The sequence below is a fragment of the Ruminococcus sp. 1001136sp1_2201st1_G3_2201SCRN_220225 genome, assembly GCF_040924365.1.
Taxonomy (GTDB): Bacteria; Bacillota; Clostridia; order Lachnospirales; family Lachnospiraceae; genus Blautia_A; species Blautia_A faecis.
The window spans coordinates 46,192-71,746 of record NZ_JBCOME010000012.1 but is presented as its reverse complement, the minus strand read 5'-3'; the positions used below and the strand labels follow the sequence as shown (position 1 = coordinate 71,746).

General features: G+C 42.7%; 25 protein-coding genes and 1 tRNA gene. 12 read left to right on the top strand and 14 right to left on the bottom strand.

The features are described 5' to 3' along the window. Position 1: 1 nt before the first annotated feature. Positions 2 to 74: transfer RNA gene (locus AB5642_RS06070), tRNA-Lys, on the top strand. 330 nt (positions 75 to 404) lie between these two features. On the opposite strand, the gene yedF is transcribed toward AB5642_RS06070, so the two are convergent. After that, complete coding sequence (gene yedF, locus AB5642_RS06065) at positions 405 to 1,031, bottom strand: sulfurtransferase-like selenium metabolism protein YedF (RefSeq protein ID WP_195391722.1); 627 nt, start codon at positions 1,029 to 1,031, stop codon at positions 405 to 407. A gap of 126 nt (positions 1,032 to 1,157) precedes the next feature. Here yedF and AB5642_RS06060 point away from each other — a divergent pair, with 126 nt between their 5' ends. After that, the gene (locus tag AB5642_RS06060; protein WP_306467813.1) at positions 1,158 to 1,430 is read left to right on the top strand and encodes a DUF6783 domain-containing protein; all 273 of its coding nucleotides are present in this window, start codon (positions 1,158 to 1,160) and stop codon (positions 1,428 to 1,430) included. Here the strand turns inward: AB5642_RS06060 and AB5642_RS06055 are convergent. Continuing rightward, positions 1,363 to 1,599, bottom strand: a complete 237-nt coding sequence (locus AB5642_RS06055) for a DUF3343 domain-containing protein (protein ID WP_195391721.1) — start codon at positions 1,597 to 1,599, stop codon at positions 1,363 to 1,365. The genes AB5642_RS06060 and AB5642_RS06055 overlap by 68 nt on opposite strands. A 73-nt stretch (positions 1,600 to 1,672) precedes the next feature. Beyond that, positions 1,673 to 3,616, bottom strand: a complete 1,944-nt coding sequence (locus AB5642_RS06050) for a serine hydrolase (protein WP_195391720.1) — start codon at positions 3,614 to 3,616, stop codon at positions 1,673 to 1,675. Between the two features lie 441 nt (positions 3,617 to 4,057). Between AB5642_RS06050 and AB5642_RS06045 the strand changes: the two genes are divergently transcribed. Then, positions 4,058 to 4,483 (top strand): hypothetical protein, encoded by a 426-nt coding sequence (locus AB5642_RS06045; protein ID WP_195391719.1) that lies wholly within the window; start codon positions 4,058 to 4,060, stop codon positions 4,481 to 4,483. A gap of 201 nt (positions 4,484 to 4,684) precedes the next feature. Here AB5642_RS06045 and AB5642_RS06040 read toward each other — a convergent pair whose 3' ends face one another. Together AB5642_RS06040 and AB5642_RS06035 are read right to left on the bottom strand one after the other, a co-directional pair. Beyond that, positions 4,685 to 5,875: a metallophosphoesterase gene (locus AB5642_RS06040; RefSeq protein WP_195391718.1), complete on the bottom strand. Its 1,191-nt coding sequence runs from the start codon at positions 5,873 to 5,875 to the stop codon at positions 4,685 to 4,687. Beyond that, a complete protein-coding gene (locus tag AB5642_RS06035; RefSeq protein ID WP_308768500.1) occupies positions 5,839 to 6,171 on the bottom strand; it encodes a DUF6783 domain-containing protein in 333 nt (110 codons plus the stop codon). The genes AB5642_RS06040 and AB5642_RS06035 overlap by 37 nt, the downstream gene beginning before the upstream one ends. On the opposite strand from AB5642_RS06035, the gene AB5642_RS06030 reads away from it, so the two are divergent. The 3 genes from AB5642_RS06030 to AB5642_RS06020 all read left to right on the top strand — a co-directional run bounded on the left by AB5642_RS06030 (position 6,091) and on the right by AB5642_RS06020 (position 8,111). Beyond that, positions 6,091 to 6,279 carry a DUF6783 domain-containing protein gene (locus tag AB5642_RS06030; RefSeq protein WP_302672392.1) on the top strand — a complete coding sequence of 63 codons (189 nt, stop codon included), beginning with the start codon at positions 6,091 to 6,093 and terminating at the stop codon, positions 6,277 to 6,279. The genes AB5642_RS06035 and AB5642_RS06030 overlap by 81 nt on opposite strands. Further along, positions 6,276 to 7,241 (top strand): SpoIID/LytB domain-containing protein, encoded by a 966-nt coding sequence (locus AB5642_RS06025; RefSeq protein WP_173719533.1) that lies wholly within the window; start codon positions 6,276 to 6,278, stop codon positions 7,239 to 7,241. Before AB5642_RS06030 ends, AB5642_RS06025 begins: the two co-directional genes overlap by 4 nt. Positions 7,242 to 7,448: 207 nt before the next feature. Next, positions 7,449 to 8,111 carry a hemolysin III family protein gene (locus AB5642_RS06020; protein ID WP_118583187.1) on the top strand — a complete coding sequence of 221 codons (663 nt, stop codon included), beginning with the start codon at positions 7,449 to 7,451 and terminating at the stop codon, positions 8,109 to 8,111. 74 nt (positions 8,112 to 8,185) lie between these two features. Here the strand turns inward: AB5642_RS06020 and AB5642_RS06015 are convergent, their stop codons facing one another. Together AB5642_RS06015 and AB5642_RS06010 are read right to left on the bottom strand one after the other, a co-directional pair. Further along, positions 8,186 to 8,428, bottom strand: coding sequence for a GIY-YIG nuclease family protein (locus AB5642_RS06015; RefSeq protein WP_148463437.1), 243 nt, complete (start codon positions 8,426 to 8,428; stop codon positions 8,186 to 8,188). Positions 8,429 to 8,963: 535 nt separating this feature from the next. Beyond that, complete coding sequence (locus AB5642_RS06010) at positions 8,964 to 9,821, bottom strand: M23 family metallopeptidase (RefSeq protein WP_118583191.1); 858 nt, start codon at positions 9,819 to 9,821, stop codon at positions 8,964 to 8,966. A 192-nt stretch (positions 9,822 to 10,013) separates the two neighbouring features. On the opposite strand from AB5642_RS06010, the gene AB5642_RS06005 reads away from it, so the two are divergent. After that, on the top strand, positions 10,014 to 10,421 hold the full coding sequence (locus AB5642_RS06005) for a hypothetical protein (RefSeq protein ID WP_226837975.1): 408 nt from the start codon (positions 10,014 to 10,016) through the stop codon (positions 10,419 to 10,421). A gap of 153 nt (positions 10,422 to 10,574) precedes the next feature. On the opposite strand, the gene spoVT is transcribed toward AB5642_RS06005, so the two are convergent. Then, positions 10,575 to 11,123 (bottom strand): stage V sporulation protein T, encoded by a 549-nt coding sequence (gene spoVT / locus AB5642_RS06000; RefSeq protein ID WP_173772838.1) that lies wholly within the window; start codon positions 11,121 to 11,123, stop codon positions 10,575 to 10,577. Positions 11,124 to 11,705: 582 nt separating this feature from the next. Here spoVT and AB5642_RS05995 point away from each other — a divergent pair. Further along, a complete protein-coding gene (locus AB5642_RS05995; protein ID WP_195982908.1) occupies positions 11,706 to 13,130 on the top strand; it encodes a GGDEF domain-containing protein in 1,425 nt (474 codons plus the stop codon). Positions 13,131 to 13,255: 125 nt separating this feature from the next. Here AB5642_RS05995 and AB5642_RS05990 read toward each other — a convergent pair whose 3' ends face one another. The 3 genes from AB5642_RS05990 to AB5642_RS05980 form a co-directional block, all read right to left on the bottom strand. Continuing rightward, a complete protein-coding gene (locus AB5642_RS05990) occupies positions 13,256 to 13,804 on the bottom strand; it encodes a transcription repressor NadR (protein ID WP_173717472.1) in 549 nt (182 codons plus the stop codon). A 151-nt stretch (positions 13,805 to 13,955) separates the two neighbouring features. Continuing rightward, positions 13,956 to 14,813, bottom strand: coding sequence for a carboxylating nicotinate-nucleotide diphosphorylase (gene nadC, locus AB5642_RS05985; protein ID WP_173717473.1), 858 nt, complete (start codon positions 14,811 to 14,813; stop codon positions 13,956 to 13,958). Beyond that, entirely contained in the window at positions 14,806 to 16,143 is a 1,338-nt protein-coding gene (locus AB5642_RS05980) for an L-aspartate oxidase (RefSeq protein ID WP_195982909.1), read from the bottom strand. The genes nadC and AB5642_RS05980 overlap by 8 nt, the downstream gene beginning before the upstream one ends. Positions 16,144 to 16,500: 357 nt before the next feature. Here AB5642_RS05980 and nadA point away from each other — a divergent pair, with 357 nt between their 5' ends. Then, the gene (gene nadA / locus AB5642_RS05975; RefSeq protein WP_347708956.1) at positions 16,501 to 17,418 is read left to right on the top strand and encodes a quinolinate synthase NadA; all 918 of its coding nucleotides are present in this window, start codon (positions 16,501 to 16,503) and stop codon (positions 17,416 to 17,418) included. 116 nt (positions 17,419 to 17,534) lie between these two features. Here nadA and AB5642_RS05970 read toward each other — a convergent pair whose 3' ends face one another. Further along, complete coding sequence (locus AB5642_RS05970) at positions 17,535 to 18,836, bottom strand: sensor histidine kinase (protein WP_195391716.1); 1,302 nt, start codon at positions 18,834 to 18,836, stop codon at positions 17,535 to 17,537. Positions 18,837 to 18,848: 12 nt separating this feature from the next. After that, on the bottom strand, positions 18,849 to 19,589 hold the full coding sequence (locus AB5642_RS05965) for a LytTR family DNA-binding domain-containing protein (protein ID WP_118583205.1): 741 nt from the start codon (positions 19,587 to 19,589) through the stop codon (positions 18,849 to 18,851). A 260-nt stretch (positions 19,590 to 19,849) separates the two neighbouring features. On the opposite strand from AB5642_RS05965, the gene AB5642_RS05960 reads away from it, so the two are divergent. Next, on the top strand, positions 19,850 to 22,828 hold the full coding sequence (locus tag AB5642_RS05960) for a glycoside hydrolase family 3 protein (RefSeq protein WP_118583207.1): 2,979 nt from the start codon (positions 19,850 to 19,852) through the stop codon (positions 22,826 to 22,828). Between the two features lie 43 nt (positions 22,829 to 22,871). Here AB5642_RS05960 and AB5642_RS05955 read toward each other — a convergent pair whose 3' ends face one another. Then, positions 22,872 to 23,336 (bottom strand): hypothetical protein, encoded by a 465-nt coding sequence (locus AB5642_RS05955; protein WP_330608471.1) that lies wholly within the window; start codon positions 23,334 to 23,336, stop codon positions 22,872 to 22,874. Positions 23,337 to 23,783: 447 nt separating this feature from the next. Between AB5642_RS05955 and eda the strand changes: the two genes are divergently transcribed. Further along, entirely contained in the window at positions 23,784 to 24,422 is a 639-nt protein-coding gene (gene eda / locus AB5642_RS05950) for a bifunctional 4-hydroxy-2-oxoglutarate aldolase/2-dehydro-3-deoxy-phosphogluconate aldolase (protein WP_195391715.1), read from the top strand. Positions 24,423 to 24,426: 4 nt separating this feature from the next. Further along, positions 24,427 to 25,449: a sugar kinase gene (locus AB5642_RS05945; RefSeq protein WP_173736461.1), complete on the top strand. Its 1,023-nt coding sequence runs from the start codon at positions 24,427 to 24,429 to the stop codon at positions 25,447 to 25,449. Positions 25,450 to 25,555: the final 106 nt, after the last annotated feature.

The window sequence follows — 25,555 nt, the reverse complement described above, 5'->3', positions numbered from 1 at the left end:
TGGAGCATTAGCTCAGTTGGTAGAGCACTTGACTTTTAATCAAGTTGTCCGGGGTTCGAATCCCCGATGCTTCACTTCAAGAAATGCCGGAAATTCTTTATTTATGAGGGTTTCCGGTCTTTTTATATTTTCTTATAATTCTCAAACACGCTCTAATTAATCCCAAGCATATGTCCCATTTGTATCCCATTGAAAATAAGATGTCTCAGATATGTCTCATATAATAGTAAAAATCCACGCTTTAATTTTGAAATTTTCTTAAGGCCAAAAATTTGATTACTGAGAAAATTAGTGATTTTAAAGCGTGGATTTTCATTATTTAGAAGTTATTTAGAGAATTATAGGTTTATTGTTCACTGGTAATGTTCTGCAAGGTATTTTGTGAACGGAGTAAACAGTAATTATTATGGGCGCACGATAGTTCCTGCGCTTTCCATAATTTCTACAATTTCGTACATATTAGTAATGCCACCAACTGCCAGTTTTTCTTTTAAACCATAGAAATCAAGGCAGGTACCGCAGGTGAGAATCTTTACACCCTCGGCTTCCAAAGATTTCAGATCTTCCAGGGAATCGGAGTCTTCGCAGGTAAGGGATGCTCCGGAGTTGTAGCACAGAATGATCTCTGGGAGCTGATCCTGTTTGGTGAGAGCGAAAATGAAGGATTTCATAAGAATCTTTCCAAGCTGTTCTTCACCATTTCCCATGGTATTGGCGGAAAGGACGGCTACAAGACCATGTTTTTTGGAATCCGGGGTGCAGGCGGGAACGGCAGATTCAGCTGCTGGTGTTGAGGTTGTGCTGTTTTCCGGAATCTGGAAGGTTACGGTGAAATCTTTCTCTGTTTTTTTCTCAGAAGAGACTGTAAAGCCTTTGCTGTTGCCAAATTTGGTAAGGTTCTGGACGGCAATTTCATTGTCAACGAGAATGATAAGGGTGCCGCCATTTGTCATTTCTTCGGATTCTTTCTTTGCGTTTACAACTGGGAGTGGGCAGGCCATTCCTCTTGCATCAAATGTTTTGGTTGCCATGTGTAATTCCTCCTACTATCTATATTGTATTTTTTGAATTGATATTTTTTAACAGACTCTATAATACAGCATATATTAAGTAATGGATACTCTGACACAGTAAATTTTTAATATATTGCGTGAGTAATGCTGAAAATTAATTTGTACTGCATTAGAGCCTGTTTAAAAAATCATTCCCGCAATCTGCACATCCCACTTTGCGGTATATTTCGCCCGAATTCAGTTGCCGTAGCCCGCTACGGCGCCCTCATCCGGGCGAAATCTCCCACAAATTGTGACGCACATCTTGCAGAAAGCCTTTTTCAGACACGCTCTAGAGCCTGTTTAATAATTAAATTATACACTCATATATGCCCTCTGGATCCAGGTCTTGCTCCTGAAGTAGTTTCTCAAGGGTAGTGCGGCTTGTGGGGGGCGCACACCAGGAAAGTCCGCAGCTGGCAGAGATACTTCTTGGAACCGGAATCAGTCTTCCTGGAGCACCAGTGGCTTTGCAGGATTTCTCCATGGCGATGGCGTCGGTGGTGCAGCGAAAGGTGATGATTAAGCGTTTTTCCTGGGAAATCATGGGGTACCTCCTGATTGACCGCATATTTGGTCGAAAAAAATTTTATTGCTATTAAAGTGCGATATATGGTGCATTACAAACTTTCTGTAGAATAGGAAGTGGTCGTTATTTCACTGGGTTCTGCTGAAAGTTCTCTGCAATCTGATTCATTTAAGGATGAAACTGATCCCTGTTCCGGAGCCACTTCAGCAGGTGTCACCAGATACCCATGCGAAACCGGTTCAATAGTCTGTTCCATTACCCTGTGAAGGAGCTCCAGGCCGCCTGTTCCCTTGAAGGCTCCATAGAGAAAGTTGTTGGAGATTTCTTCGGTGATGGATTCCAGACCTTCCATGATCATGCCTTTGCCTGGTGTTTCGTACCAGCGGATGAGAATTTCATCTTCAGGCAGGAAGAAAATGTTGATTTTTCTTCGAACACATTCTTCAAGGAAAGTGAAGTCCAGCTTCAGGACGGCGGTTCCGTTTTCATCTGTAGTGAAATCTCCGGAGGCTGCAATCAGATAGCTTTCCTCGTGGAGGGTAAGCCAGGATTCTTTGAATTTTCCAAGTCCGGTCGGGATGCTGTGCCATTCGCCGGATTCCAGAAAGTTTACGGAGAAATTGCCTTTTTCACAGGCGAATGAAATCTTTTGCACACCTTCCGTCATATTATTGTGGAAAATCTGGATAAACAGCGGGAAAAGACCAATGCTCTGTGGAGAAAGTTCAAAAATTTTGCCATTAAGCTGTTGGGTGAACTGGTAAGGATTCGGTTCAGGAAGTCCTTTCATGTAATTCCAGGTATTCGGTCTGGCGTTAGTACTGTGGCGGAGCCCAGATGGATTTTTTCTCCAGCCGCCTTTTCGGAGGGCTGGAAGTGTCTGAGGCGCGTGAGTGCCGTTTTCAAGCTCGGCAGTCAGGCGGTTCAGGAGTGTCTGGGCACATGGGTTTTCAGGCAGAATATCTGCAGGATGAAAGTTGCGCGGAAAATGCTTGCGGATAATGTTCAGCATGACGCAGTTCTGGAAAAGTTCGTTATTTCCGGCGTTTGTGACGACTACCATGTTCATGTCAGGGTAGACAATCACATTCTGACCAAGCATTCCATTGAATTCAAAGCTGCCCGGGCGAGCTTCCATCCACAGCTGGTAGCCATAGCCGAAAGTACCTTCAATGCTTTCCTTATGCTTGGCGGTGGAGACTTCAACCCAGAATTCCGGGATAATCTGTTGACCGTTCCATTTACCTTTTTGTAGATAAAGCTGACCTAATTTTGCCATGTCTTCGGTGCAGAGGAAAAGTCCCCAGCCGCCTTTGGTAATGCCCTTAGGGCAGGTTTCCCAGAAATAGCGGGTGATTCCAAGGGGAGCGAAAAGCCGTGGTTCCAGATACTCGGTAAGTGACTGACCGGTGCGTTCCGTGACGATGGCGGACAGAACGTAGGTATTCAGGCTGTTGTACTGGAAATTTTCCCCGGGGGTGCCGCTGATGGAAGAATTCAGGTAGCTGGTGAGCCAGTCGTTTCCAGAGACGATCCCAGATTCGTTGAAAGTGACGCCGCTGGTCATTGTGAGAAGATTTTCTACAGTGACTTTAGGGCGGAAAATCTTGTTAAAGGTGTTCAGCTTTTTCTGAAAAATGTCGTAAATGTTCTCGTCCAGAGAAAGCTTGCCTTCCTCAACCAGAAGACCAATTGCCATGCCGGTGATGCTTTTGCACATGGAATGGGTCACGTGCCAGATTCGGCTGCGGTAGGGGGCGAAATTAGCCTCGCAGATGACCTTTCCATTTCGGAGAACCATGAAATGGTGCATGTCTGTATAGTGTGAAGTGTCCAGATCCCGCAGCAGGTCGGCCAGCATGTCAGAGGAAATACCCTGGCTCTCCGGCGTGGCGCGGGGAAATGGCTGCTCGTATGGTTTGTCAAATGGAAATTTAGGCTTTTGCGGGAAGAAATCTACCCGGCTGGCTCCGTCCGTTTTTCCCAGAATAATGTTTGTAATCAGTTCTGCAACTGCAATCTGTTCTTTTGCCATAGGGTGCTCCTTTCTTTGGGAAAGCGGTAAAAGTTGTTGTTAGGGTTATTGTAGCAGTGGGGGACAAGTGTGTCAATAAGGGGTGAAATGGGGAAAATTTATAAAAAATGGTTCTATGGGTTGTATTGGCAGACATAAATATTACTAGTACATCGAAAATTAAGTATCTGCTATATTGACGCAGCAGATGAAAAATCAGACAAGTCAATATGGCAGTTACTTAATATTTGATGTACTAGACCCTGCACAATCACGAAAAGTGCGCAGTTCGCAGAGGAGTTTTTTCAAACATATTCTGGCGGCTGTTTGCTGTGAGCTGTCCGTGCAGTCTGCCGGAGGCAGAAAAAGTGCCCGAAATGGTACAAAGTTAATTGCATTAGGAGACAGCAGCGGTGATAAGCTTTTGGATTTTGGACAGGCATGACAAGAAGGAGGGCCTTTATGAGATTATTGAAAAAATATTTCAACCGGGAAAATAAATTCAGTTTGAAAGAACGTTTCAATATGGTGATGACCGTGGTGACTTGTTTTTTCATGGGAGTGATGAGTGAAAATGGACGGGGTATGCAGGGAATAAAGGGACTGATTGATGAAATCGGCGGACTGGCTGTAAGGATGAATGGATGGCTGAGTGTGGTGACTGGCTGGGAGCTGGGCGCGCATGAAGCTTATGAGATATATGAAAAAGGTATAGTGGGAAGATTTTTCCAGGGAAAGATGCTGGAAGGAATAGATGTGGTGAAGCGTGGACAGGCTTTAGTGGAAAGGGCTGGGCTGCGAGGAAGAAGGGGAAATCGGATACGGGATGTTTCACATGAGAAAGGACTGCCTTGCATGGAACGATGGGGGTGCAGAGGCAGTCCGTAGAGGCATAATCGGTTGATTTAATGTAACTATGAAACCTATATTGTCAGGTGGATATGTAATGGTTGGCTCTGTATATAAATACAGTGAAGCATGGTTGGAATGGCTTAAAATCTGAACCGGCAATATTTGAAAAATTAATAGGTAACTGTGAACTATGTTCATGAAAACATCTCGCGGTATAGCATCTGCGGAATAGTTACATTAATTGTTAAAATGAACTGTAATCGGACAGATTTCGCTGTTGGTGCCGACTCTCATGTTCGGACCCCAGATCCCGGCCCCGGAAGTGACAATGTTGTGCATAGTTCCTTTTCGAAGGTAGCCACAGGAATTTTCCCAGAATAGATGGATAATCAGGTTTCCGGGAAAAATCTGGCCGTCATGGGTGTGACCACAAAGGTCAAGGTCAACACCGGCAGCAGCTGTCTTGTCCAATTCTTTTGGCTGATGGTCAATGAAAATAATTGGTTTTCCCTGGTCCAGCGATTCGGTAAGCTGGGACGGAGTGGCTCTGGAGCCTTCTACTTTTTCACAGCGGGAGGCATCCCGGCGGCCGACAATATAAAATTTGTTGTCGATCAGAACAGCTTCATCGTCTAGCAGGTGGATTCCTGCGTCTGTAAGAAATTCTTCCATTCTGGGATCGTTGTAGTTATCTTCTGTTCCGTTGAAGGTGAAACCTGCCAGGATTGGTTCGTTCAGGTCGTGATTGCCCCAGCAGGCGTAAACTCCATATTTGGACTTAATTCCTTTTAAAATTTCTTTTAATTTATCTGGTTTGGAAATGGCGTCATATTCATTATCGAAAATATCACCTGCGATACAGACTACATCTGGATTTTCAGTATTGATCTTTTTCACAATTCGTTTTGCCTGGGCGGTTCCCATGCTGTAGCCGAAATGGGTATCAGCGAGAAGGACTATTTTCAGGGAATCCATGCCGTCAACTGTTTTTTCAACGTTTATCTCATAAGGTGTAGTTTTCACATGGGTTACATGAAGGATTCCGTAAACACTGAGGCTGATGATCAGTATGGTGCAGATCAGGCCTGTGATGACGAAAGTGCTGCGGTGCCCGATAAACGGGGCATGGAATATGTATTTCAGTATCAGACGGCCAAAATCAACGACAGCGATTACCAGCAGAATATAGATGAAAGTTCCGAGAAAATAGTTACCTGTATGCTTGAGAATACGGTGCAGGTTGGCCGGCTTTTTGATGAGAAAGCCGGTGAGCAGGGCTGTTGCTAATATTATGTAAACTCCTATAAAGGAAGCGCGAAATGCCATTGTCTGAAAAAGTCTGTGACAGGCGCCCATCCATCGTATCATCCAACGGACAACGTATGCATTGATCAGGATGTATAGGGGTGCGAGAAAGAGTGCGGCCATGAAAAACCTCCGTTATATTTACTTTGAAAATTAGCAGTTACACGCTTTGTTACCGTGTCTGCGCAACAATGGGTACAGTATACTACGGTTAATAAGTTTTTGCAATTGTGCATATAATAGGGAGAAATGAGAGAGTCAGGAGAGCTGTTGCTTATGCGGCAAAGCGAGAAAGATTCTTGAAACCTAGAGCGTGTTTGAAAAAGGCTTTCTGCAAGATGTGCGTCACAATTTGTGGGAGATTTTGCCCGGATGAGGGCGTCGTAGCGGGCTACGACAACCGAATTCGGGTGAAATATACCGCAAAGTGGGGCGTGCAGATTGCAGGAATGATTTTTCAAACAGGCTCTAGAACATCAGGTATGCCGATTATTTTTAAGCAATGGCAAAGTGCAGGAAATATATGAGAAAATGGTTTCGGAGCTTTTATTCTTCAGGGCTGTTTATTCCATTCATTTTATTATTGCCGTATATGTGTACAATCGCCTTGAATGGGGCGGATAAAGCACTTTTACTGCATTCTCCGGGGGTGGAGGATATGGTTCCGCTGATGTTGCTGGTACAGATGAAAGGGGATTATGCGGAGGAAGCGGTGAAAGCTCAGGCGGTGATTGCAAGGTCGGAGGTGTACAGGCGGCTGGAGGAGGGGGAAAGTGAAGGAGAAATTCTGGATGAAGTAAGTGAAAGTATCGCAGGGAAAAACAGGGAAAGAAGAGTTGAGCAAATGACAGCTGCGACAGAAGATGAAGAGGTGTTATCCTTCCGAATAGCAGAATTAAATAGTGGCAGGAGTTTTGTTGTTGGATATGGAGGCGTTTGGAAATTACTGAGTGCGGTGGATAAGCTGCAGCAGTATGGAGCAGCGGCAGAGGCAACGGCCGGGCAGGTTCTTACATATAATGGAAAGCTGAAATTAGTTCCGTATCATGAGATCAGCAGCGGTAAAACCAGGGATGGGACAGAAGTTTTTCACAGTGCAGAATATGGCTATCTGAAATCAGTGGAAAGCAGTCAGGACAGGGAGGCTCCAGGCTATGTAAACAGTGCATATGTGCCTGCCAGTCAGCTTCCTGCGAAGCTGGTGGTCAAAAAGCGAGATAGTGCCGGTTATGTGACTGCGCTGACAGCTGATGGAAACTGGCTTGAGGGTGAGACTTTTCGCCAGGGCATGCATCTGGCTTCCGCAGATTTTTCCGTGCAGAAAGTAGGAAAAATGGTACGCTTTTTATGTAAAGGAAAAGGACATGGGCTTGGATTTTCCCAGTATGGGGGGAATGAGATGGCGAAGAAAGGGAGTAGCTGGGAGGAGATATTGGAGACATATTTTCCGGAGATGGAGGTTGAGGTGGTGATGGAGATGGGAAGGTGAAAAATGTTGCTGAAAGTCAAAAAATTACTTTTATTATAAAAGTTTTGTAAAACCCCTTGCATTTTTCAAAAAAAGTGTTATAGTATAACACATACTTTATGATGTAGTAATTAAAACTACATGATAAAGTTTGCGAAACATTATAAACCTAGGAACCAGACTGATTTCTGGAAAAGTTACTTTGGAAAAGTTTTAGGAGGTGCTATCATGAAATTTAAATTAAAAGATCCGGGAAGTGCGATTACACATGGGATTGCTTTTCTTCTGGCAGCAGTGGGAGCAGCGCCTTTATTGATTCGCTCGTCAGAGTGGAGCGATCATATTCATATTGTGGCACTGGGAGTGTTTATTCTTACGATGATGCTGCTTTATGCGGCAAGTACTCTTTATCATTCCGTTGATTCTACGGCGAAGGTGAACCGCAGACTGAAGAAGCTGGATCATATGATGATCTTTGTAATGATCGCGGGAAGCTATACGCCGGTGTGCCTGATTGTTCTTCATAACAAGATTGGATATATACTTTGCGCACTTGTGTGGGCGACAGCAATTCTGGGAATTGTATTTAAGGCATTCTGGGTGACTTGTCCGAAATGGATTTCTTCTGTGCTGTATATTGGAATGGGCTGGTTGTGTGTGCTTGCGTTCATGCCAATTATTCATGCATTGCCTAAGGCTGGATTTGGCTGGCTGCTGGCGGGGGGAATTATTTATACGATTGGCGGTGTGATCTATGCATTGAAGCTTCCCATCTTTAATGCGAAACATAAGAATTTTGGGTCACATGAGATTTTCCACGTATTTATTATGCTGGGAAGCGCGTGTCATTTTATTGTGATGTATTGTTTTGTGGCGAATATGCCGATTTGATGATAGGGTAAGGTAAAATATTTTAGACAAGTTTTTTTATAACTTTTAATATTTAGAAGGAACTGTGACCTCCTTTAAAATTCCATCAGGGCTAATTTTTTGGCCCGGGTCAATTGTTTGATTGCATATTCCCGGCTCATGGCTTCTTCTTTGGTGGCGTAGCCTTCGTAGTAGACAAGAGTTACCGGACGTTTGGTTTTGGTGTATTTGGCTCCGTTTTTGCCGCTGTTGTGGGCTTTCAGGCGCTTTTCCAGACAGTTTGTCCATCCGGTGTAAAGAGTACCGTCGGCACACTGGACGATGTAGGTGTAATTCATGGGGCTCCTTTTTGGGTTGTAAGGTGAAAGTTCTTAATGTTTTACTATGAAAGTCCCGGACGGCAGCCAAGAATGAGCCATGCTTGCATGAGCAAATTCTTGGATATCGGACGGGCTAGAGCGTATGAGTAAGTAGGGTGATAGCCCGGATTACGAATGCGGTCGGCAGCTGTGGGAGCGCTATAGGCGCGGAACAGCTGACTTTCATATATGGTGATGTCGCCAACAGGCGACATGTCCGTTTAGGAATTAAATAAATATTTATGTAAAGGAGTATCGTCATGCTGTTAACTGGCTGACAATGCTCCTTATTTTTATAAAAAGCAATCGGTAAGCTGGTATATTATTTGCAGTCCAAAAGAATACTATAGCGTGTCAGAATGGCTACCATGGCGGGTTCCGGGCTCTTAGCTGCCTGGAAGGACTGGAAAAAGCAGGTAGGATTTAGGTACCGACTGCGGATTTTCCCACCTGCTTTATTATACGTTGTTTTTTTACTTTTGTGAATGTTGATATTTCATGGACTGAATTTTTTTTACGGCAGATACGTGATCGGGTCGATTGGTTCTCCGTCTTTTTTCATGGCGAAGTACAGGTTACTGCCTTCTTCGCTGTAATAAATGGTAGGAGCTGCGACATAGCCTATGATGGAACCTTTGGTGACGGTATCGCCTTCAGCAACGTCCAGATCAGTAAGCTGACCATAGATTGCCTGGTAGCCGTTTCCAAGCTCCATGGTGACGGTAGTGCCAGTTTGGGCATTATTTTCAATCGAATATACGGTTCCGTTTACTGCGGAAACTACAGGGGCACCTTCCACTGCTTGTACGGAAATCGCAGGGCTCAGTTTATACTGATCCAGAGTTGGGAAGTAAACACTCTGATCCATGCTGTAATCAATGAGAACATGTCCGTTTACCGGCCACTCCATTAATGTATCTTCCGAGAAGTTGATTTCCGGTCCTTTGTGCAGGGAGATCTGGGCGTTTACGCTGGTACTTTCTCCAATGTCAGAGGAGCTGGAAATATCAGCGGTATCGTTAATGTCAGCAGAATTGGTTAAGTCCACGGTATTGTCAAGGCTTGCCATGTCTGTTGCGGATGAATTATCTGATTCGTTTATCAAAGACTCACTGTCTAGGATTCCGGTATCGGAAATTCCGTCCAGATCTGCTTCTACCATGTTAGTACCTGCTTCTGCAAGGGACGAATCATCAGTTGAGTTGGCTCCATCTGCTTTGGCAGTGTCATTTTCCTTGGTGCTTTCCAATGGAAGCACTTCCTGAATATGTTCTGGTTTGTTTGCAACCTGGTAAGCGGTCACTCCGAGAACTGCCATAACTGCAAGGAGAGCGCCGTTGAAAATAAATTTTGCTGTTCTGTTTTTCCTCATATTCTTTTCACCTCTACATACATTCTGTTCACAGCTGTTGTACCTGTCTGTATTTATAGGGTGTCCAGAAAATTGGAGGTTATTCATTAATTCATGAAAATGAGAAAATTTAAATTGGTGGCACTTATATAAGCGGCATGGTATAATAGGGGAAAACATGTCCGTTTAGAAATAATTTACAGGGGGTAACTTGTGGTGAAGATTACAGAGGAGCTTTTGCAGAAAGCTGATCAGATTCCGAATTTCTCAGATGGCGTTATTATGCCGGATGGGGATTACAGATTGATTGAGGAGAAGGGCCATCTTCAGACCATGATGGCGCTTTTGCCATATCCGGAGAAGGAGATTTGGAAGATGATCCCGGAGAATGATTCGGCACTGTTCTGGATGATCGAGAAGACAGGATGTGTGCTTACAGATTATAATTCAACTGTGGGTATGGTGATGACGCGGTCGCAGAAGGAGGTTTTTGATGCACTGGTTGCCCGTGGGATTATTTCGCCGGAGTATTTTGATATTACCAGGCAGAGGCAGAAGATGCGGGATCAGGGCAAGCAGGGTAGCACTGTATCTGAAGAGAAAACAGAACAGGATTGTTGAGGTATATAAATTCGAAAACTGCTGTACCATTTAATGGACTTTGAAGAGGGGTTAAATGGATACAGCAGTTTTTTAGTTTCTGTTCACTGGCAGATTGCGGGAATGATTTTTCAAACAGGCTCTATCGAGACGTTGACTGCAGCGATAACAAAATTATTGTTCCATCTGTCGTCCAAGAAACCCGGCGGCGGTCTGCGCCAGAAGCTTTTCGCTGGCGCCGGGAATGTCTTTGTCGGTTTTTCCCATGAGGATGACACTGCCGATAGCATCTCCGGCGGCTATGATGGGCTGGATGACCTGGGATGTGGATGGAGCCGGCTGTTCATCCACCACAGGGACTTTGCCACGGTCTCTGGCACTAAGACATTTGGCTTCTCTGTCATTGATAACAGCTTCCAGCTGGCTGCTGATCAATTTTCCAATGAATTCCTTACTTCCCGGACCGGCAGCAGCTACTACCTGGTCGTGGTCAGTGATGCAGGAAAGCATGCCGGTGGAATGGGAGAGGGACTCGGCGTATTCTTTTGCAAAAAGGCTAAGCTCTCCGATTGGGGAGTATTTTTTCAGAATGATTTCACCTTCACGGTCGGTGAAAATTTCAAGTGGGGTACCTTCTTTGATTCGCAGGGTCCGACGGATTTCTTTTGGGATGACCACCCGGCCCAGATCATCTATTCTTCTTACGATTCCTGTGGCTTTCATTTATCTGTTCCTCCTGTACTTTATGATGCAATTGTGGGAAACAATTGACTTTTTTAAACACACTATAGAGCTTGTTTGTTTTGTGGGTTTCCATATTTTGTAGTGTATGGATAGTATGTGAAAATATGGGGGAATTATGCGCACGAGATGAGGTAATTTTTTTGCTCGTGACAATAAGAAGGTATCATATTCAACAGTTTTTGAAAGGCAATTAGGCGAGTATGATTGGTTTACATAACAAAAAAATCTTATGAGTTGCCGGCCAGGTTGTGAACGCTACTTCTTGTGCTTGTCACAAGAAGGTTCGTCTTTTTGTGCATCGCAAAGCGCATTACTGTGAATGGAGTGAGCAGTAACGAACGGTGTTACTGTTCACTGGTAGCATTCCGCGAGGCGTTTTTTGTGAACAAAGTTCACAGAAAACCCGAGAATTGCGGCGCGAAATCATGCGAATGCATGATTTCTGTGCATCGCGAAGCGCGTTACTGTGAACGGAGTGAACAGTAACCGAACGGTAATTTCGGAGAAAATTCATGCAAATTATGTATGGTTTACATATGGAAATTATGATAAAATATATTTATGAAGAAAAAAAAGCTTGTTTTTTTAGCGTTTGCAACCATTGCGATTGCATTATTGCTTGAAGCCGGAATTTTAAAGTATGTCAATGACAGTAATACATACAGGATGTCAAAAGTACTGCTGGATCGTGTTATCACCGTGCTCAATAAAAATGATGATAGTGAAAATGGACTCATCGAATCGCTAAAGGACGATTATATAGTAAGAGCAAAGGCTGTATCCTATATTATAGATGCAAAACCACAGGTGGAATATGATGTAGAAGAATTGCAGAAAATAGCAGATTTGATATTAGTAGACGAAATTCATCTGTTTGATAAAAACGGATATATCTACAGTGGTACTTTGCCAAAATACTATGGCTTCAGTTTTGACTCCGGAGAGCAGATGGAATATTTTAAGCCTATGCTTACAGATAAAAAGCTTACCATGTGTCAGGATGTTACTCCGAATACCGCTGAAGGAAAGGAACTGATGTATGCCATTACATGGAACGAAGCCGGTACCAGAATGATCCAGATCGGCATCGAACCAAAGCGTCTGCTTAAAGAACTAAAGCAAAATGAAATCTCCGCTGTAGTAAGTGATATGCCTGTTTATAAGGGAATCGAAATTTTCGTGGCAGACTCCCAGACCAAAATTGTAAAAGGTGCTACGGATTCCAGACAGATAGGCGTGAAACTGGAAGGGCTTGTTGTATCATCTGATAAAAAAAGCGGCGAGACAGATGTCCGACTCATAAGGATAGGTGGAAAACGCTGCAAATGTTTACTCAGTCAGTATGATGACTATATTGTAGCTGTAACTATAGACAGTTCCTTTTATCGGCAAGGAAATATTTTTGCGGTTCTCATAGTTGGCGTGTATCTTGTATTGGCTTCCTGCTGTATGTTCTACCTGCTTTCAAGAGTTATGAAAGAAAAATATGAAAAAGAAAAACTGCTGTACATATCAAACACAGATGAACTTACAAGATGCTTTAACCGACATGCATACGAAGAAAGGATAAACAACCTTGATCTCCGCGAGGAATGGATATATATTTCCATGGATCTTAATAACCTGAAACATACAAATGATTCTCTTGGACATGCTGCAGGCGATGAACTTATATGTGCAGCGGCCAATTGTATGAGGGAAAGTTTTGGAAAGTATGGAAATGTCTACAGAATCGGAGGAGATGAGTTTGTTGTGATCATCACCGGAAATACAAAGGAATTTCAAAGCATAATAGAAAGCTTTGACCGGCGTGTTGCACAATGGCATGGGAATCTGGTGGATTCTATGACAATCTCATGGGGATATGTTTTCAGTTCTGAGAAAGAATGGGATAACATCTATGACATCGCCAAAGAAGCAGATGAAAGAATGTATAAGAACAAGGAACGCTATTACCAGGAAAGAAACATAGTCAGACGAAGGTAACAGATTGCGTTTTCCTTATATTTTCAAATATTCTAAATACAACAGAGTTGATTGAAATTCTTTTGGAATAACAAGAACCAGGATGAGACTTGTGCTCAGCCTGGTTCTTAAATTTTTTTCGCTTTTTATTCCTGACCGCCCCAGAAATCCACGGGCTCGTAGTCCTGTAATTTCGCAAGGAACCCCTTCTGCTGAAGTTCTTCCTGAATGGCATCCAGGATTTCTTCGCTTTCGGCGTCGATGGTGTGGTAGTGGTAGCCGGAGGTTACATTTTTCAGAAGGCTGGATTTGCCGGTGCTGATTTCCTCCATGTAGGCGCGGATGTCGCGGCGGGATTTGATTCCCATGTCAGCTTTCAGCACGCCGTAGACCTTGTGGTAGACGAATACGTCGCGAATCTGGCCGCCGGCGTCTACGATGGTGCTTAATTCCTCTTCAACCTGATCATCTGTGTGATAAACCTTAAAAACTCTGGAATATTTCCTGTCCTCCTGGAGCAGATAGCCTTTGTTGGTGGAAAAAATGGTGGCTCCGTTGGCACGCAGGAGAGAAATATCCTGGACAATAATCTGGCGGCTTACATTTAATTCCTTAGCTAAGGTACCGCCGGAAACGGGATTATTGCTGGAAGATAGGATATTCAGAAGTTGTTTTCGTCTTTCTTCACCTTTCATTTTTTATCTCCTGTCTGCTGGTTTGTGATGAAAGTTATCTGTTACCGTGTAGAGCCTTTGTCAAACATGTTTTGGGACGTGTTGATGGCGGGAAACAGATGACTTCCATTCTGATAATTGCTGTCGGTGGGGGAGTTCAGCCGAATAGGGCTTACTCCACCGGATGAAGATTCTTCATAGATAAATCCATAATAGGAGCGGAATGTGTAAGTGCTCCGCTTGATACATAATTTACACCCAAACCAGTGAGTCTGGCAATATTTTCTTTTGTTACATTTCCGGAAACTTCAATTTCGGCACGTCCGGCAATGTAGTCGATGGATTCTTTCAGCTGTTCAGTGGTCATATTATCCAGCATGATAATGTCCGCACCAGCTTCTACTGCCTCTTTTACCATATCCAGGTTTTCGACCTCTATTTCAATTTTGCGGACAAAAGGAGCGTAGGCTTTTGCCATGGAGATGGCCTGTTTTACGCCGCCTGCGGCACCGATGTGATTGTCCTTGAGAAGAACGCCGTCGGAAAGATTATAGCGGTGGTTATTGCCGCCGCCTACGCGAACGGAATATTTCTCGAAAATACGGTTATTCGGAGTGGTTTTTCTGGTGTCCAGAAGCTTGATCCCGGTTCCCTCAAGAAGAGCTGCAACCTGGCTTGTGTAGGTGGCGATTCCGCTCATTCTCTGGAGATAGTTAAGAGCGGTTCTTTCTCCGCAAAGGAGCACACGGATATCTCCGTAAATTTTTCCCACAAGCTGTTTATTTTCTACGTGGTCTCCGTCTTTTACATAGAATTCAGCTCTGGTGGATGGATCCAGAAGTGTGAAAACACGCTCAAAAACCTGGAGCCCGCAGATGATTCCATCTTCTTTGCAGATAAGATCTACAACGCCTGGGGTGGGATTGGGCATAACGCTGTTAGTGGATACGTCTTCGCTTGTGATATCTTCTTTTAATGCGCTTAAAATGAACGGATCAACATTTAATCCGAGAGTTACCTGATCATACATATAAAAATTCCTTTCTGCCTTCTGGATTCTGGCCAAGGGTGATGGCCTGTGTGGCAAGGTGATGATAAGTTTCGGCCAGGGTCTGAATGTCCTGGTATGGGGTGAAGTCTACGTGGGAAGCAAGGTAATCAGCAATTTCGCTAGCATTCTGGGGTGAAGCATTCTTAAGATCATGCTCTGCCATATCCTGCGCCGCACGTCTTGCGAAAACAAGGCTTTCCAGCAGGGAGTTGCTTGCCAGGCGGTTTTTGCCATGGACACCGTTGCAGGCAGCTTCTCCTACTACATAGAGATTTTCCATGGAAGAACGGCTTTGATAATCCACTTTTACGCCGCCCATGAAATAATGCTGTGCCGGAACAACCGGGATACATTCCTTGAAAACATCATAGCCCATTTCCCTGCAGTGTTCAACAATGTTTGGAAAATGGTGGCGAAGAGTTTCTGCCGGGATGGTGCGCAGGTCTTCCCAGACAAAGTCGGTGCCGTCTTTTGCCATCTGTTCGTGAATTTTCTGGGAAAGAAGATCACGAGGCAGCAGCTCGTTTACGAAACGGTTCATGTTTTTGTCGTAAAGTCTGGCACCTTCGCCACGGACAGATTCGGAAATCAGAAAGCTGCGGTCTTCCGGATGTTTGGTGTAGAAGGTGGTAGGGTGGATCTGCACGTAATCCGGGTTCTGCAGTTCAATATTATGCTTACCTGCAATAGCAAGTGCGTCGCCGGTAAGGTGGCGGAAGTTGGTGGAATGTCTGTAAAGTCCACCTACACCTCCGCTGGCCAGAACGGTATAGGCTGCAGTAACGGTGTCAAGGGAACCATCTGGACGGCGGATCACAGCGCCGTAGCAGTGGTTGTCTTTTTCCAGAATATCAACCAGGGTTGTGTATTCCAGAAGTTCTACATTGGAAAGCTTCTGGACTTCGCGGAGCAGGGTGCTGGTGATCTCTTTTCCGGTTACATCCTCGTGGAAAATAATACGGTTGGTGGAATGGGCTCCTTCTTTGGTGTAGGCAAGGCTGCCGTCTTCATTTCGCTCGAACTGGGCACCGTAAGAAACAAGATCCCTGACAACCTCCGGGGAGGTTTTAATCATGATCTCTACGGATTTTTTGTCATTTTCGTAGTGTCCGGCTTTCATGGTGTCTTCAAAAAAGCTGTCATAGTCGGACTGTTCTTTCAGCATGCACATGCCGCCCTGAGCGAGAAAGGAATCGTTACTGGTAAGGTCGGACTTGGTGATGACGATGATTTTTTTGTCGCGGGGAAGCTGGAGGGCACAGTAAAGACCGGAGCAGCCGCTTCCTGCGATGAGGATATCTGTTTTCATAATTGATGGTCCTTTTTTCGTGGATAAATTTGGTGTACAGAGAAATTTTGCAAAAGTAATCTGAAGCGCAGGCTTATGAAATTTCTCTGTGAATGATTACAATGGTGCGTGCGGATTCAAATTTTCCGAACGACATGCCCTGTAGTATATCACTAAACTTTACAATTGACAAGATAGCTGTAAACTTTTTTGTTGACAGTGAGGACGGCAGGTAATATAATCCTAAGAAAATGTCCGAAAAGAGTGGAGCTATTAGCAGCCAATGAGGGTAAGAAGATATTTAAGAACACATTCGGGCATACATGGAAAATTAAAGTTCCGGAATAAATGAAAACACAGGAGTGAAAAACGATTATGATGACAACAAGACAGCTGCAGGATGAAATTCTGCGTTTAAAGAAGGAAAAAGATATCTGCATTTTGGCGCATGCATACCAGAGCCATGAGATTCTGGAGGTAGCAGATTACACAGGTGACTCTTATGGACTGAGCCAGCAGGCGGCTAAGGCTCCGCAGAAGAACGTGCTGATGTGTGGTGTAAGATTTATGGCAGAAACTGTGAAGATCCTTTCCCCGGAGAAAAAGGTTTACCTTTCCAACAGCGGCGCAGGATGTCCAATGGCAGAGCAACTGGATGTGGAGATGCTTTCCGCACTGAAGGAGTCTAATCCGGACCACACGGTTGTGGCTTACATTAATACCACTTCCGAACTGAAAACGATTTGTGATGTGTGTGTAACTTCTTCTTCTGCGTTGAAGATTGTGAACAATATCGACAATGACAAGATTCTGTTTATCCCGGACTGCAACCTTGGCGCATGGGTGGAGAAGCAGGTTCCGCAAAAAACGTTCAAGTTTGTTCACGGGGGATGCCCAACCCATCTTAGAATGTCTGTAAGAGATGTAAAAAAAGCCAGAGCAGCTCATCCGGAAGCGAAGTTACTGGTTCATCCGGAGTGTCTGCCAGAGGTTTCTGCAATGGCAGATTATATCGGAAGTACAACTGGAATTATGAAATATGCCAAGGAAAGCGATGCCAAAGAATTTATTATCGGAACAGAGAACAGCATTGTTCAGCATCTTCAGTACGAGTGCCCGGACAAGAAATTTTATCCGCTGTCAAAGGACTGCGTATGCCACAATATGAAACTGACAACCTTGATGGATGTCTATAATTGCGTCTGCGGTCAGGGCGGAGAAGAGATCAAGCTGGATGAGAATGTGAGAGTGAAGGCGAAGGCTTGTATTGATACTATGTTGACGCTGGGGGAATAAAGATATTGACATACAGTAGAAGAGATTTTGGTACGAATATCCCAAAATCTCTTCTATAATGTTATGAATTTCTTAATTACTATTCTTTTTTGGTAAAAATAAGTCTGAAAACGTATCTATAATGTCAGCATAATATCTACGACATACAGCCCATTTTCCCAGTGGTTTTGAAAGTAGCCCTGATATTTAGTGACAATGGAGCGGATTACACGCATTCCAATGCCGTGGTTGCCGGAATCTTTTTTTGATGTGATTAGAAGCGGATTGCTTTTTAATACGTCAACTGAGGAACAGTTTTTTATGGAAATATAGAGATACTGGGAATCAGTGTGGATTTGCAGCTGAATGTCGCCATTTTTTTCCTTGCGGCAGGCATCGATGGCATTATCCATAAGATTCATGAGAAGACTGCACAGGTCATTTTCTTCGATGGAAATTTCAGGTGGAAGCTGAACATCTGCCATAAATTTAATATTGGAATCCTTTGCCTCATTTGCTTTTTGAGTCAAAAGATAGTCTACAAATTTGTTCCCGGTATTAAATTCTTCCAGGCGATCATAACGCTGTGAAAGGTTATGCTCTACAAATGTTTCCAGGTCATCATATTTTTTTAGTTGAAGTTCTGCCTGCAAATAAAAAAACAGGTTTTTCATCTCATGCTTATCGCGGTGCAGTTGTTCTACAAGCGCGGCAGAGCGTTCCAGATGTTCCAGTTGAAGTGCCTGTCTTTGATTGAGCATGGAAACCTCCATGAAGTGATCAAAGTTTCGGATCATCAGATAGGAAAGATAATATACAAGTACGATTAAAAAGCACAGCACAAATTCCTGTAAAAGTCCATAAAACGACTGAACCCGGTAACTTCCCCAAATAGAGAAATAAGATAATATCTGAAGTCTGTCTGCTGTATAGATAAGAACTGGTGCGAGAAACATGAAAAACCAGTAGGAATAAGGCTGTACAGATGTACTTTTTAAGGCATGGCGCTTATAGAAAGCAGATACTGCAATGATTGCCAGATAGTATAATAATGCGGAGAAAAAATTAAAACTATATTGGCTTACATAGCTGGAAAGCGTCAGTGAAAAAAGAATACCAATGCAGCCCTTTATGCTGACGAAAGTAAAAAGGCAGGAAACAAAAGTTGTCATAACATTTTTCAAATCGTAGTTCACAAAAAGCAAGGCATATAGCAGGCCACATCCGATTAACATAATGAGATAGAGATTAAATTCATCATAAAACACGTCAAACACATTAAATGGAATGGCAAAAATAATAGTAAACAGAATAATAGAAGCCCATTTGTTTATGTATTTATTTTCTTTAAAACTATAAGCGGAAACTAATGTAACCAGAAGGACGAAAAAAGTGATAACATCTTCCGGCCAGCTGACGATAATGCTTAATATTTCCATAAATAACTCCTCTTAATGCTGCATTTTCAATGAAATAAACTGAGCTCGTGTTTCAGTGATCCGATTTCTGCTTAAAGGAAGAACAGCGCCATTTTCCAATACAATCTGATTTTTTTCAATCCGGGAAATATAGCGGTGATTTACCAGATAGCTTCGATGAGGCTTTATAAATCCCTGATTGTTTAATTTGGTTTCAAAAAGGGAAAGGGTCTGGCGTAAAGAAACAGTTTCCTTGTTAGTGATAACTTTGCAGTGTTTTCCGTTTACTTCAATATATTGAATTTCGTTACAGTGAAAAGAGTAAACGGCAGTGCTTTTTTCTTCCTCTATTGTGATTGCTTTTTCTTCGTTGCGGGTCATTTCATAGATCAGATCACGGGTTAAAGGGGCAAGTTCTTCCAGAAAATGATTTTTGCGGATAAATCGAAACGGTCTCACTTCGAAAGACTGAAACACAAGCTCAGATTTGTTGCTGATAAATACGATCAGGGTTTGCAGACCAAGCTCACGTATTTTTGAGCTTAATTTTATGCCGTTTAATCCAGGCATTTCAATATCCAGAAAAAGAATATCGTAGGTGTTTCCTTTTAGAACAGACTGAAGCAGTGAATTGCCATCTGAAAACTCAGCACAGTCTGTTTGGTAATTGTGCTTTTGAAATGCTTCTATAATGTGAAGCGTCAGGTAATTTCGTATTGCCGCTTCGTCCTCTGCAATTGCAAAACGGACGGATTTGTTGATTACAGAATTCATAAGACCTCCCCATATTTATAAAACGCATTGCGTATTTGAAAAAGTTTCAAATTTTATATTCAGTATAGCACAATCCATTTCCGAACGTCATTGGAATATCTACATTTCAAGCCCTATTTTTACATTTCATGCCCCGTCCGAAACATCTGGAACCCCTATTTGACAATTGGTGCCACACTACTTCCTTTTTGAAAAAAAGTCTGTTATCTTCTCCTATACCAAAAGACATTGGGAAATGCAAAGAAAGAGAGGAAAGAACTATGAAAGAGAAGCTGAGAACAATATTTCTTAGCAGCAGTGTGTCCTTGTTGTGTTTTACATCAAAAGTAAGTGCGGCTGGCTTAGAGGTGCAGACAAGTGACGTAATAACGGTAGTAAAAAACTGTATTCCGTATGTGATCGGAATGCTTGCAGTAATTATAATTGCAATTGCAGTTGCTGTTGCTGCAAAAAAACAGGATTTAAAGAAAAAATTTATGATCAGAAAACAGTGCTTATGTGCAGGAATCCTTTCCTTTGTACTGTCCTTTAACTTAATCTGTAACGGACCCCTTAGTACGTTGCTGGATGTGCTTGTAAATCCGGTAAAAGAGGTTTCAGCAGAGACAAAAGAAGAGGCAAATAACCTGATTACAGATATTGCAGGAGAAGGTTCTGTTCTGTTAAAAAATGATGGAACCTTACCCCTTTCTTCCGACGTGAAAAACCTGAATGTATTTGGCTGGGCGTCTACCAATCCGTGTTATGGCGGAACCGGTTCAGGTGCAGTTGATACATCAAACTGCGTATCACTTCTGGATGGAATCCAGGCAGGTGGATATACTTTAAACCAGACTTTAATTGACATGTATACTTCTTACGCGGAAGCGAGGGGCGAAGCTGGAATGACAGCTGTTGATTGGACTTTGCCTGAACCTACAGCAGATTATTATACAGATGAAATTTTGGATGAAGCAAAAGAATTCTCTGATACAGCAGTGATCGTGCTTTCCCGAATTGGTGGCGAGGGAACCGATCTTCCTACTGACTTTGGAGCAAAAGATGCTGAAGGAAATAAAATTTATACATACAATGATAACAGCAGCGAATACAGCGATTTTGAAGAGGGACAGCATTACCTTGAACTTAGCCAGACTGAGAAAAATATGATAGACATTGTGTGTGAAAATTTTGCTCATGTAATTGTGATCTGCAACAGCTCAAATGCAATGGAGCTTGGGTGGGTAGAGAATTACGACCAGATCGGCAGTGTGATCAGTTGCCCAGGCGCTGGAGAAACAGGTTTCGCTGCACTGGGAAAAATCCTTAATGGAGAAGTAAATCCCTCTGGAAAACTGGCTGACACTTATGTATATGATCTGACAGCAACACCTGCATTCAACAATTTTGGTGATTTCACTTATGAAAATATGAATGAATTCGGCTGGGAAGAGGCCAATCCATTCAGCGGTGAGACAAAGCAGAACGATGTAAACTTTGTCAACTATGTTGAGAATATTTATGTTGGCTATAAATTCTATGAAACAGCATATGCAGAAGCGGAAGCTGGAAATATGGATTTTGACTATGATAAAGTAGTTCAGTATCCATTTGGCTATGGTTTATCTTACACCAGTTTTTCCCAGAAAATCGTAGATTCAAGCGAAACAGATGAGGGAATCAAGCTTACTGTCGAAGTTGAGAATACTGGTGATGTGGCAGGAAAAGATGTAGTAGAGGTTTATTATAATCCGCCATATACCAATGGCGGCATTGAAAAGTCAGCTGCTAATCTGATTGACTTTGGAAAAACAGGTGTGTTAAATTCTGGTGAGAAAGAAACTCTGGAGTTTACTATTAACAAGGAAGATATGGCATCTTATGATTATAAGAACGAAGGCTGCTATGTTCTGGATGAAGGCGACTATGAACTGAGTATTCGTTCAGATGCACATACGATTCTGGATACTGTAGAGTATAATGTGCCTGAAACCATCGTTTATGATGAGGACAATGCAAGAGAATCTGATCAGCAGACTGCAACAAATCAGTTTGATTTTGCAGAAGGAGATGGTGTTGTTTATCTGAGCAGAGAAAATGGCTTCGAGAATTACGATGAGGCAACAGCAGCTCCGATTGATTTCACAATGGATGAGGATAGAAAAGCAAATTATCAGAATATCACCAATTATGATATTGATAGTATGAATGATAATTCAGAGGAAATGCCAACTACAGGCGCTGATAATAAAATTAAGCTTGGTGCCCTCAGAGGAAAAGATTATGATGACGAAATGTGGGACAGCCTTTTGGATGAGCTTTCTATTGAGGATATGACCACATTGATTGCAGGCGGTGGTTATCAGACAACTGCAATTGATTCCATTGATAAAGCAGCAACAACGGACAATGATGGTCCGGCAACTATTTACAACAACTATACGGGAGCAACCGGAAGTGCATTTACAACAGAGGTTATGCTTGCAAATACCTGGAATAAGGATATTGCTTATGAAATGGGTAAGAGCGTAGGAAAAGAAGCAGACGAGATGGATGTTTCAGGATGGTATGCACCTGCAATGAATATTCACAGAACTGCTTTTGGCGGAAGAAACTTTGAGTACTATTCAGAGGACAGCGTACTTTCTGGAATTATGGCAGCAAATGAGATCAAAGGTGCTGATGAGTATGGCGTATACAGTTATGTGAAGCATTTTGCCCTGAATGACCAGGAGACAAACCGAATTTACCAGCTTTGCCTGTGGAGTACAGAGCAGGCAATCCGAGAGACTTATTTGAAGGCATTTGAGATTGCTGTAAAAGAAGGTCATACAGGTGCAGTAATGGATGCACATTGTTTTATTGGTGATAAGTGGGTCGGCGCAAGCAGTGAGCTGAATAACACAGTCCTTAGAGATGAGTGGGGCTTCCAGGGCTTTGTTTCTACAGATATGTTTGCTGGATATGGCTATTATGATGCGGATATAGCAATCCGTTCCGGTGTGGACAGTATGTTGAATCCAATGAATTCCCCAGACGCAACTGTAACGGATACACAGAGCGCTACTTCTGTGAATGCAATGCGTAAAGCCTGCCACAACATTTTATACACAGTGGTAAACAGCAGAGCATATAATGAGGAGAATGCATATTTTATGGTTCTTTGGAAGAAGATCCTGATTATGCTCGATGTGTTGGCAGCAGTTATTCTTGTTGTGATTGAGATACTTACAGTGAGAAAATATCGTAAGATCAAATAAAATGTTTTAATAATGATAAGGTCCTGCACCTGTGGAGAAATCTTCAGGGCAGGATCTTTTGTGCTTCCACAGCAGAAGGAATTCGGCAAAATGGGGGAATAATACCCACATCAACATTGTAACCGCGCATGCGAAGCTCATTATAGATGACATTTTCCATAGAATGAGTCTGTTCAAACTGGCGGAAATTGATCCTTGCATTGCGGAGTCCTAAATCTGTAAAATAATATTTTTTCGGCGTTTCGATATATGCTTTTCCCTTAATGTTATAACGACCGGCTGCTTCAATTAGAAAAGAATCTTCAAAATAATCCAGATATTTCTTTATAGTACTGGAAGTTATTTTGGATTTTTTTACTGTTCTGAAGGTGTTTTTCAGTTTTTCATCCATATTGTCTTTTCGGAGATAACCGTTTAGAACGGATTCGAAACAATCCAACATTTGCACTTCGTCCAGGAGAAGATAATACATTTTATCGTCTACAATCTGAGTACGAATGTAAGCCATAAATTTCTCTGGATCTACACCTCCTTGTAGAAGAGATTTTTGGTAATATATGTAAAATCTCTTTTAGAAAGTTCGTGCTTCGCTGAAAGATAGCCAGCCGTTTCGGCAGACTTTTTTCTTCATCTGCAACTGTCATCATACGTTTTCACACAAAGCAAAAGACTATAGTTGCAGGAAACTTGCAAAAAAGAACTGCCAAAATGGAAAAATAACCTAAAATTGAAGGAAATAATTGGTAGTAATTACATATTGCAAATAGAGTATGGTGAGATATATTATAAGCACATCAGATGAATTTTATAATAAAAAAGAAATATCTGCTAAAAAATGGAGGTTATCTGTTAAAAATAAAAAAATGGTATGATGAATTTGATGCGTTCGAAAAACGCTCATGTCTATTGTTAGACAGGATTTTCGTAGTAATTAAGTGGTGAAAAAGGAGAAAGTATGAACACAGTATTGGAAAAAATTAAAAAAATGGGAATTGTACCGGTTGTAGTAATTGAAAATGAGAAAGATGCAGTGTCGCTGGCAGATGCACTTTGTAATGGCGGACTTGCCTGCGCAGAAGTAACTTTCAGAACTGCAGCAGCAGGTGAAGCTATCCACCTCATGAAAGAGGCACATCCAGAAATGCTAGTGGGTGCAGGAACCGTACTCACTGTAGAGCAGGTAGACCGTGCTGTTCAGGCAGGTGCTGAATTTATTGTAAGCCCTGGTTTTGACCCGGAAATTGTCGATTACTGTATTGAGAAAAAGATTCCGGTGCTTCCAGGCTGCATTACACCATCTGAAGCTGCACGGGCAGTACGCAGAGGTCTTTCTGTAATCAAATTTTTCCCGGCGGAGCAGGCTGGTGGACTGGCATTTATTAAGGCAATGGCAGCACCGTATACTTCCTTAAGTTTTATGCCAACAGGCGGAATCAATCCGGAGAATGTAAAGAAATATCTGGAATACGATCGTATTTTTGCCTGTGGAGGAAGCTGGATGGTAAAAGGCAAACTGATCGCAGAAGGCAGGTTTGACGAAATTGAGAAGCTGACCAGAGAAGCCGCAGAAATCGTAAAGAATATAAGAGGATAATAAAATGGGAAAAAAATTTGATATGCTGGCATTAGGCGAAGTGCTTCTTCGTTTATCACCAGAAGGAAACGAACGTTTAACCCAGGGTACCAGGTTTGAGAAACAGCTGGGTGGGGCAGAATTAAATGTAGCTGTTGGCGCAGCCAACCTGGGGCTTACTACAGGTATTATCTCCAAGATTCCATCTCATGCCATTGGAAATTATGCGAAAAGGGAGATCAGAAGAAACGGTGTTGACACGGATTACCTGGCTGGAGATGACAGTGCAGATTCCAGACTGGGAATTTACTATTACGAATATGGCGCAGATCCTCGTAAACCGCAGGTGGTTTACGACCGCAAGTATTCTTCTGTGAATAAATTATCTTTAGAAGATTTTCCAGAAGAAATGTATGAAAATACAAGATGCTTCCATACCAGCGGAATTACCTTGGGACTTGGCGGTCCGGTAAGGGAAAATGCTATTGAAATGATGAAAAAATTCAAAGAAAAAGGTGCATTGATCTCATTTGATGTAAATTTCAGGGGGAATTTGTGGACCGGAGATGAGGCAAGAGACTGCATTACAAAGATTTTGCCCATTGTAGATATCTTTTTCTGCTCAGAATCCACAGCTAATCTCACATTTGGAAAAACAGGGGATATAAAAGAAATCCTGAAAAGTTTTTCTGATGAATATGATATTGCTGTAGTTGCAGCAACCCAGAGAATCGTGCACAGTCCCAAGTCCCATACTTTTGGTTCTGTAATCTATGAGAAAAAAACAGACAGCTATTATGAAGAAAAGCCTTATGAGAAAATTGAGGTTGTAGACAGAATCGGAAGCGGAGACGCTTATATTTCCGGTTTCCTGTATGGATTATTAAAGGAGAATGGAAACTGCCAGGCTGCGCTGGAATATGGAAATGCAGCCAGTGCTATGAAAAATACCGTCAGTGGGGATATGTTATGGACAGACCCTCAGGAAATGCAGCAGACAATCGAGATGCATCACAATATAGGGCAGGATTTTGAAATGAAGCGTTAGAGCCTGCTACTTGCCCGGTACATACATAATAAAAGGCTGTTAATGCTTGTGATAAAAGGGCTGGCTGTATCTGTCGGCTCTTTTTTTCGTAGGTCTAAATTACAGA

Bases quoted from the DNA above. Each gene is read 5' to 3' on its own strand.
- eda (WP_195391715.1), top strand. From the start codon at position 23,784: ATGAACACAGTATTGGAAAAAATTAAAAAAATGGGAATTGTACCGGTT.
- AB5642_RS06025 (WP_173719533.1), top strand. From the start codon at position 6,276: ATGAGAAAATGGTTTCGGAGCTTTTATTCTTCAGGGCTGTTTATTCCA.
- AB5642_RS06030 (WP_302672392.1), top strand. From the start codon at position 6,091: ATGTGCGTCACAATTTGTGGGAGATTTTGCCCGGATGAGGGCGTCGTA.
- nadA (WP_347708956.1), top strand. From the start codon at position 16,501: ATGACAACAAGACAGCTGCAGGATGAAATTCTGCGTTTAAAGAAGGAA.
- AB5642_RS05995 (WP_195982908.1), top strand. From the start codon at position 11,706: ATGAAGAAAAAAAAGCTTGTTTTTTTAGCGTTTGCAACCATTGCGATT.
- AB5642_RS05955 (WP_330608471.1), bottom strand. From the start codon at position 23,336: ATGGCTTACATTCGTACTCAGATTGTAGACGATAAAATGTATTATCTT.
- AB5642_RS05980 (WP_195982909.1), bottom strand. From the start codon at position 16,143: ATGAAAACAGATATCCTCATCGCAGGAAGCGGCTGCTCCGGTCTTTAC.
- AB5642_RS06015 (WP_148463437.1), bottom strand. From the start codon at position 8,428: ATGAATTACACCTACATCGTCCAGTGTGCCGACGGTACTCTTTACACC.
- AB5642_RS06055 (WP_195391721.1), bottom strand. From the start codon at position 1,599: ATGATTTCCCAGGAAAAACGCTTAATCATCACCTTTCGCTGCACCACC.
- AB5642_RS05960 (WP_118583207.1), top strand. From the start codon at position 19,850: ATGAAAGAGAAGCTGAGAACAATATTTCTTAGCAGCAGTGTGTCCTTG.
- AB5642_RS06010 (WP_118583191.1), bottom strand. From the start codon at position 9,821: ATGAGGAAAAACAGAACAGCAAAATTTATTTTCAACGGCGCTCTCCTT.
- AB5642_RS06050 (WP_195391720.1), bottom strand. From the start codon at position 3,616: ATGGCAAAAGAACAGATTGCAGTTGCAGAACTGATTACAAACATTATT.
- AB5642_RS06040 (WP_195391718.1), bottom strand. From the start codon at position 5,875: ATGGCCGCACTCTTTCTCGCACCCCTATACATCCTGATCAATGCATAC.
- AB5642_RS05970 (WP_195391716.1), bottom strand. From the start codon at position 18,836: ATGGAAATATTAAGCATTATCGTCAGCTGGCCGGAAGATGTTATCACT.
- AB5642_RS05945 (WP_173736461.1), top strand. From the start codon at position 24,427: ATGGGAAAAAAATTTGATATGCTGGCATTAGGCGAAGTGCTTCTTCGT.
- yedF (WP_195391722.1), bottom strand. From the start codon at position 1,031: ATGGCAACCAAAACATTTGATGCAAGAGGAATGGCCTGCCCACTCCCA.
- AB5642_RS05990 (WP_173717472.1), bottom strand. From the start codon at position 13,804: ATGAAAGGTGAAGAAAGACGAAAACAACTTCTGAATATCCTATCTTCC.
- spoVT (WP_173772838.1), bottom strand. From the start codon at position 11,123: ATGAAAGCCACAGGAATCGTAAGAAGAATAGATGATCTGGGCCGGGTG.
- AB5642_RS05965 (WP_118583205.1), bottom strand. From the start codon at position 19,589: ATGAATTCTGTAATCAACAAATCCGTCCGTTTTGCAATTGCAGAGGAC.
- nadC (WP_173717473.1), bottom strand. From the start codon at position 14,813: ATGTATGATCAGGTAACTCTCGGATTAAATGTTGATCCGTTCATTTTA.
- AB5642_RS06045 (WP_195391719.1), top strand. From the start codon at position 4,058: ATGAGATTATTGAAAAAATATTTCAACCGGGAAAATAAATTCAGTTTG.
- AB5642_RS06060 (WP_306467813.1), top strand. From the start codon at position 1,158: ATGCTGAAAATTAATTTGTACTGCATTAGAGCCTGTTTAAAAAATCAT.
- AB5642_RS06020 (WP_118583187.1), top strand. From the start codon at position 7,449: ATGAAATTTAAATTAAAAGATCCGGGAAGTGCGATTACACATGGGATT.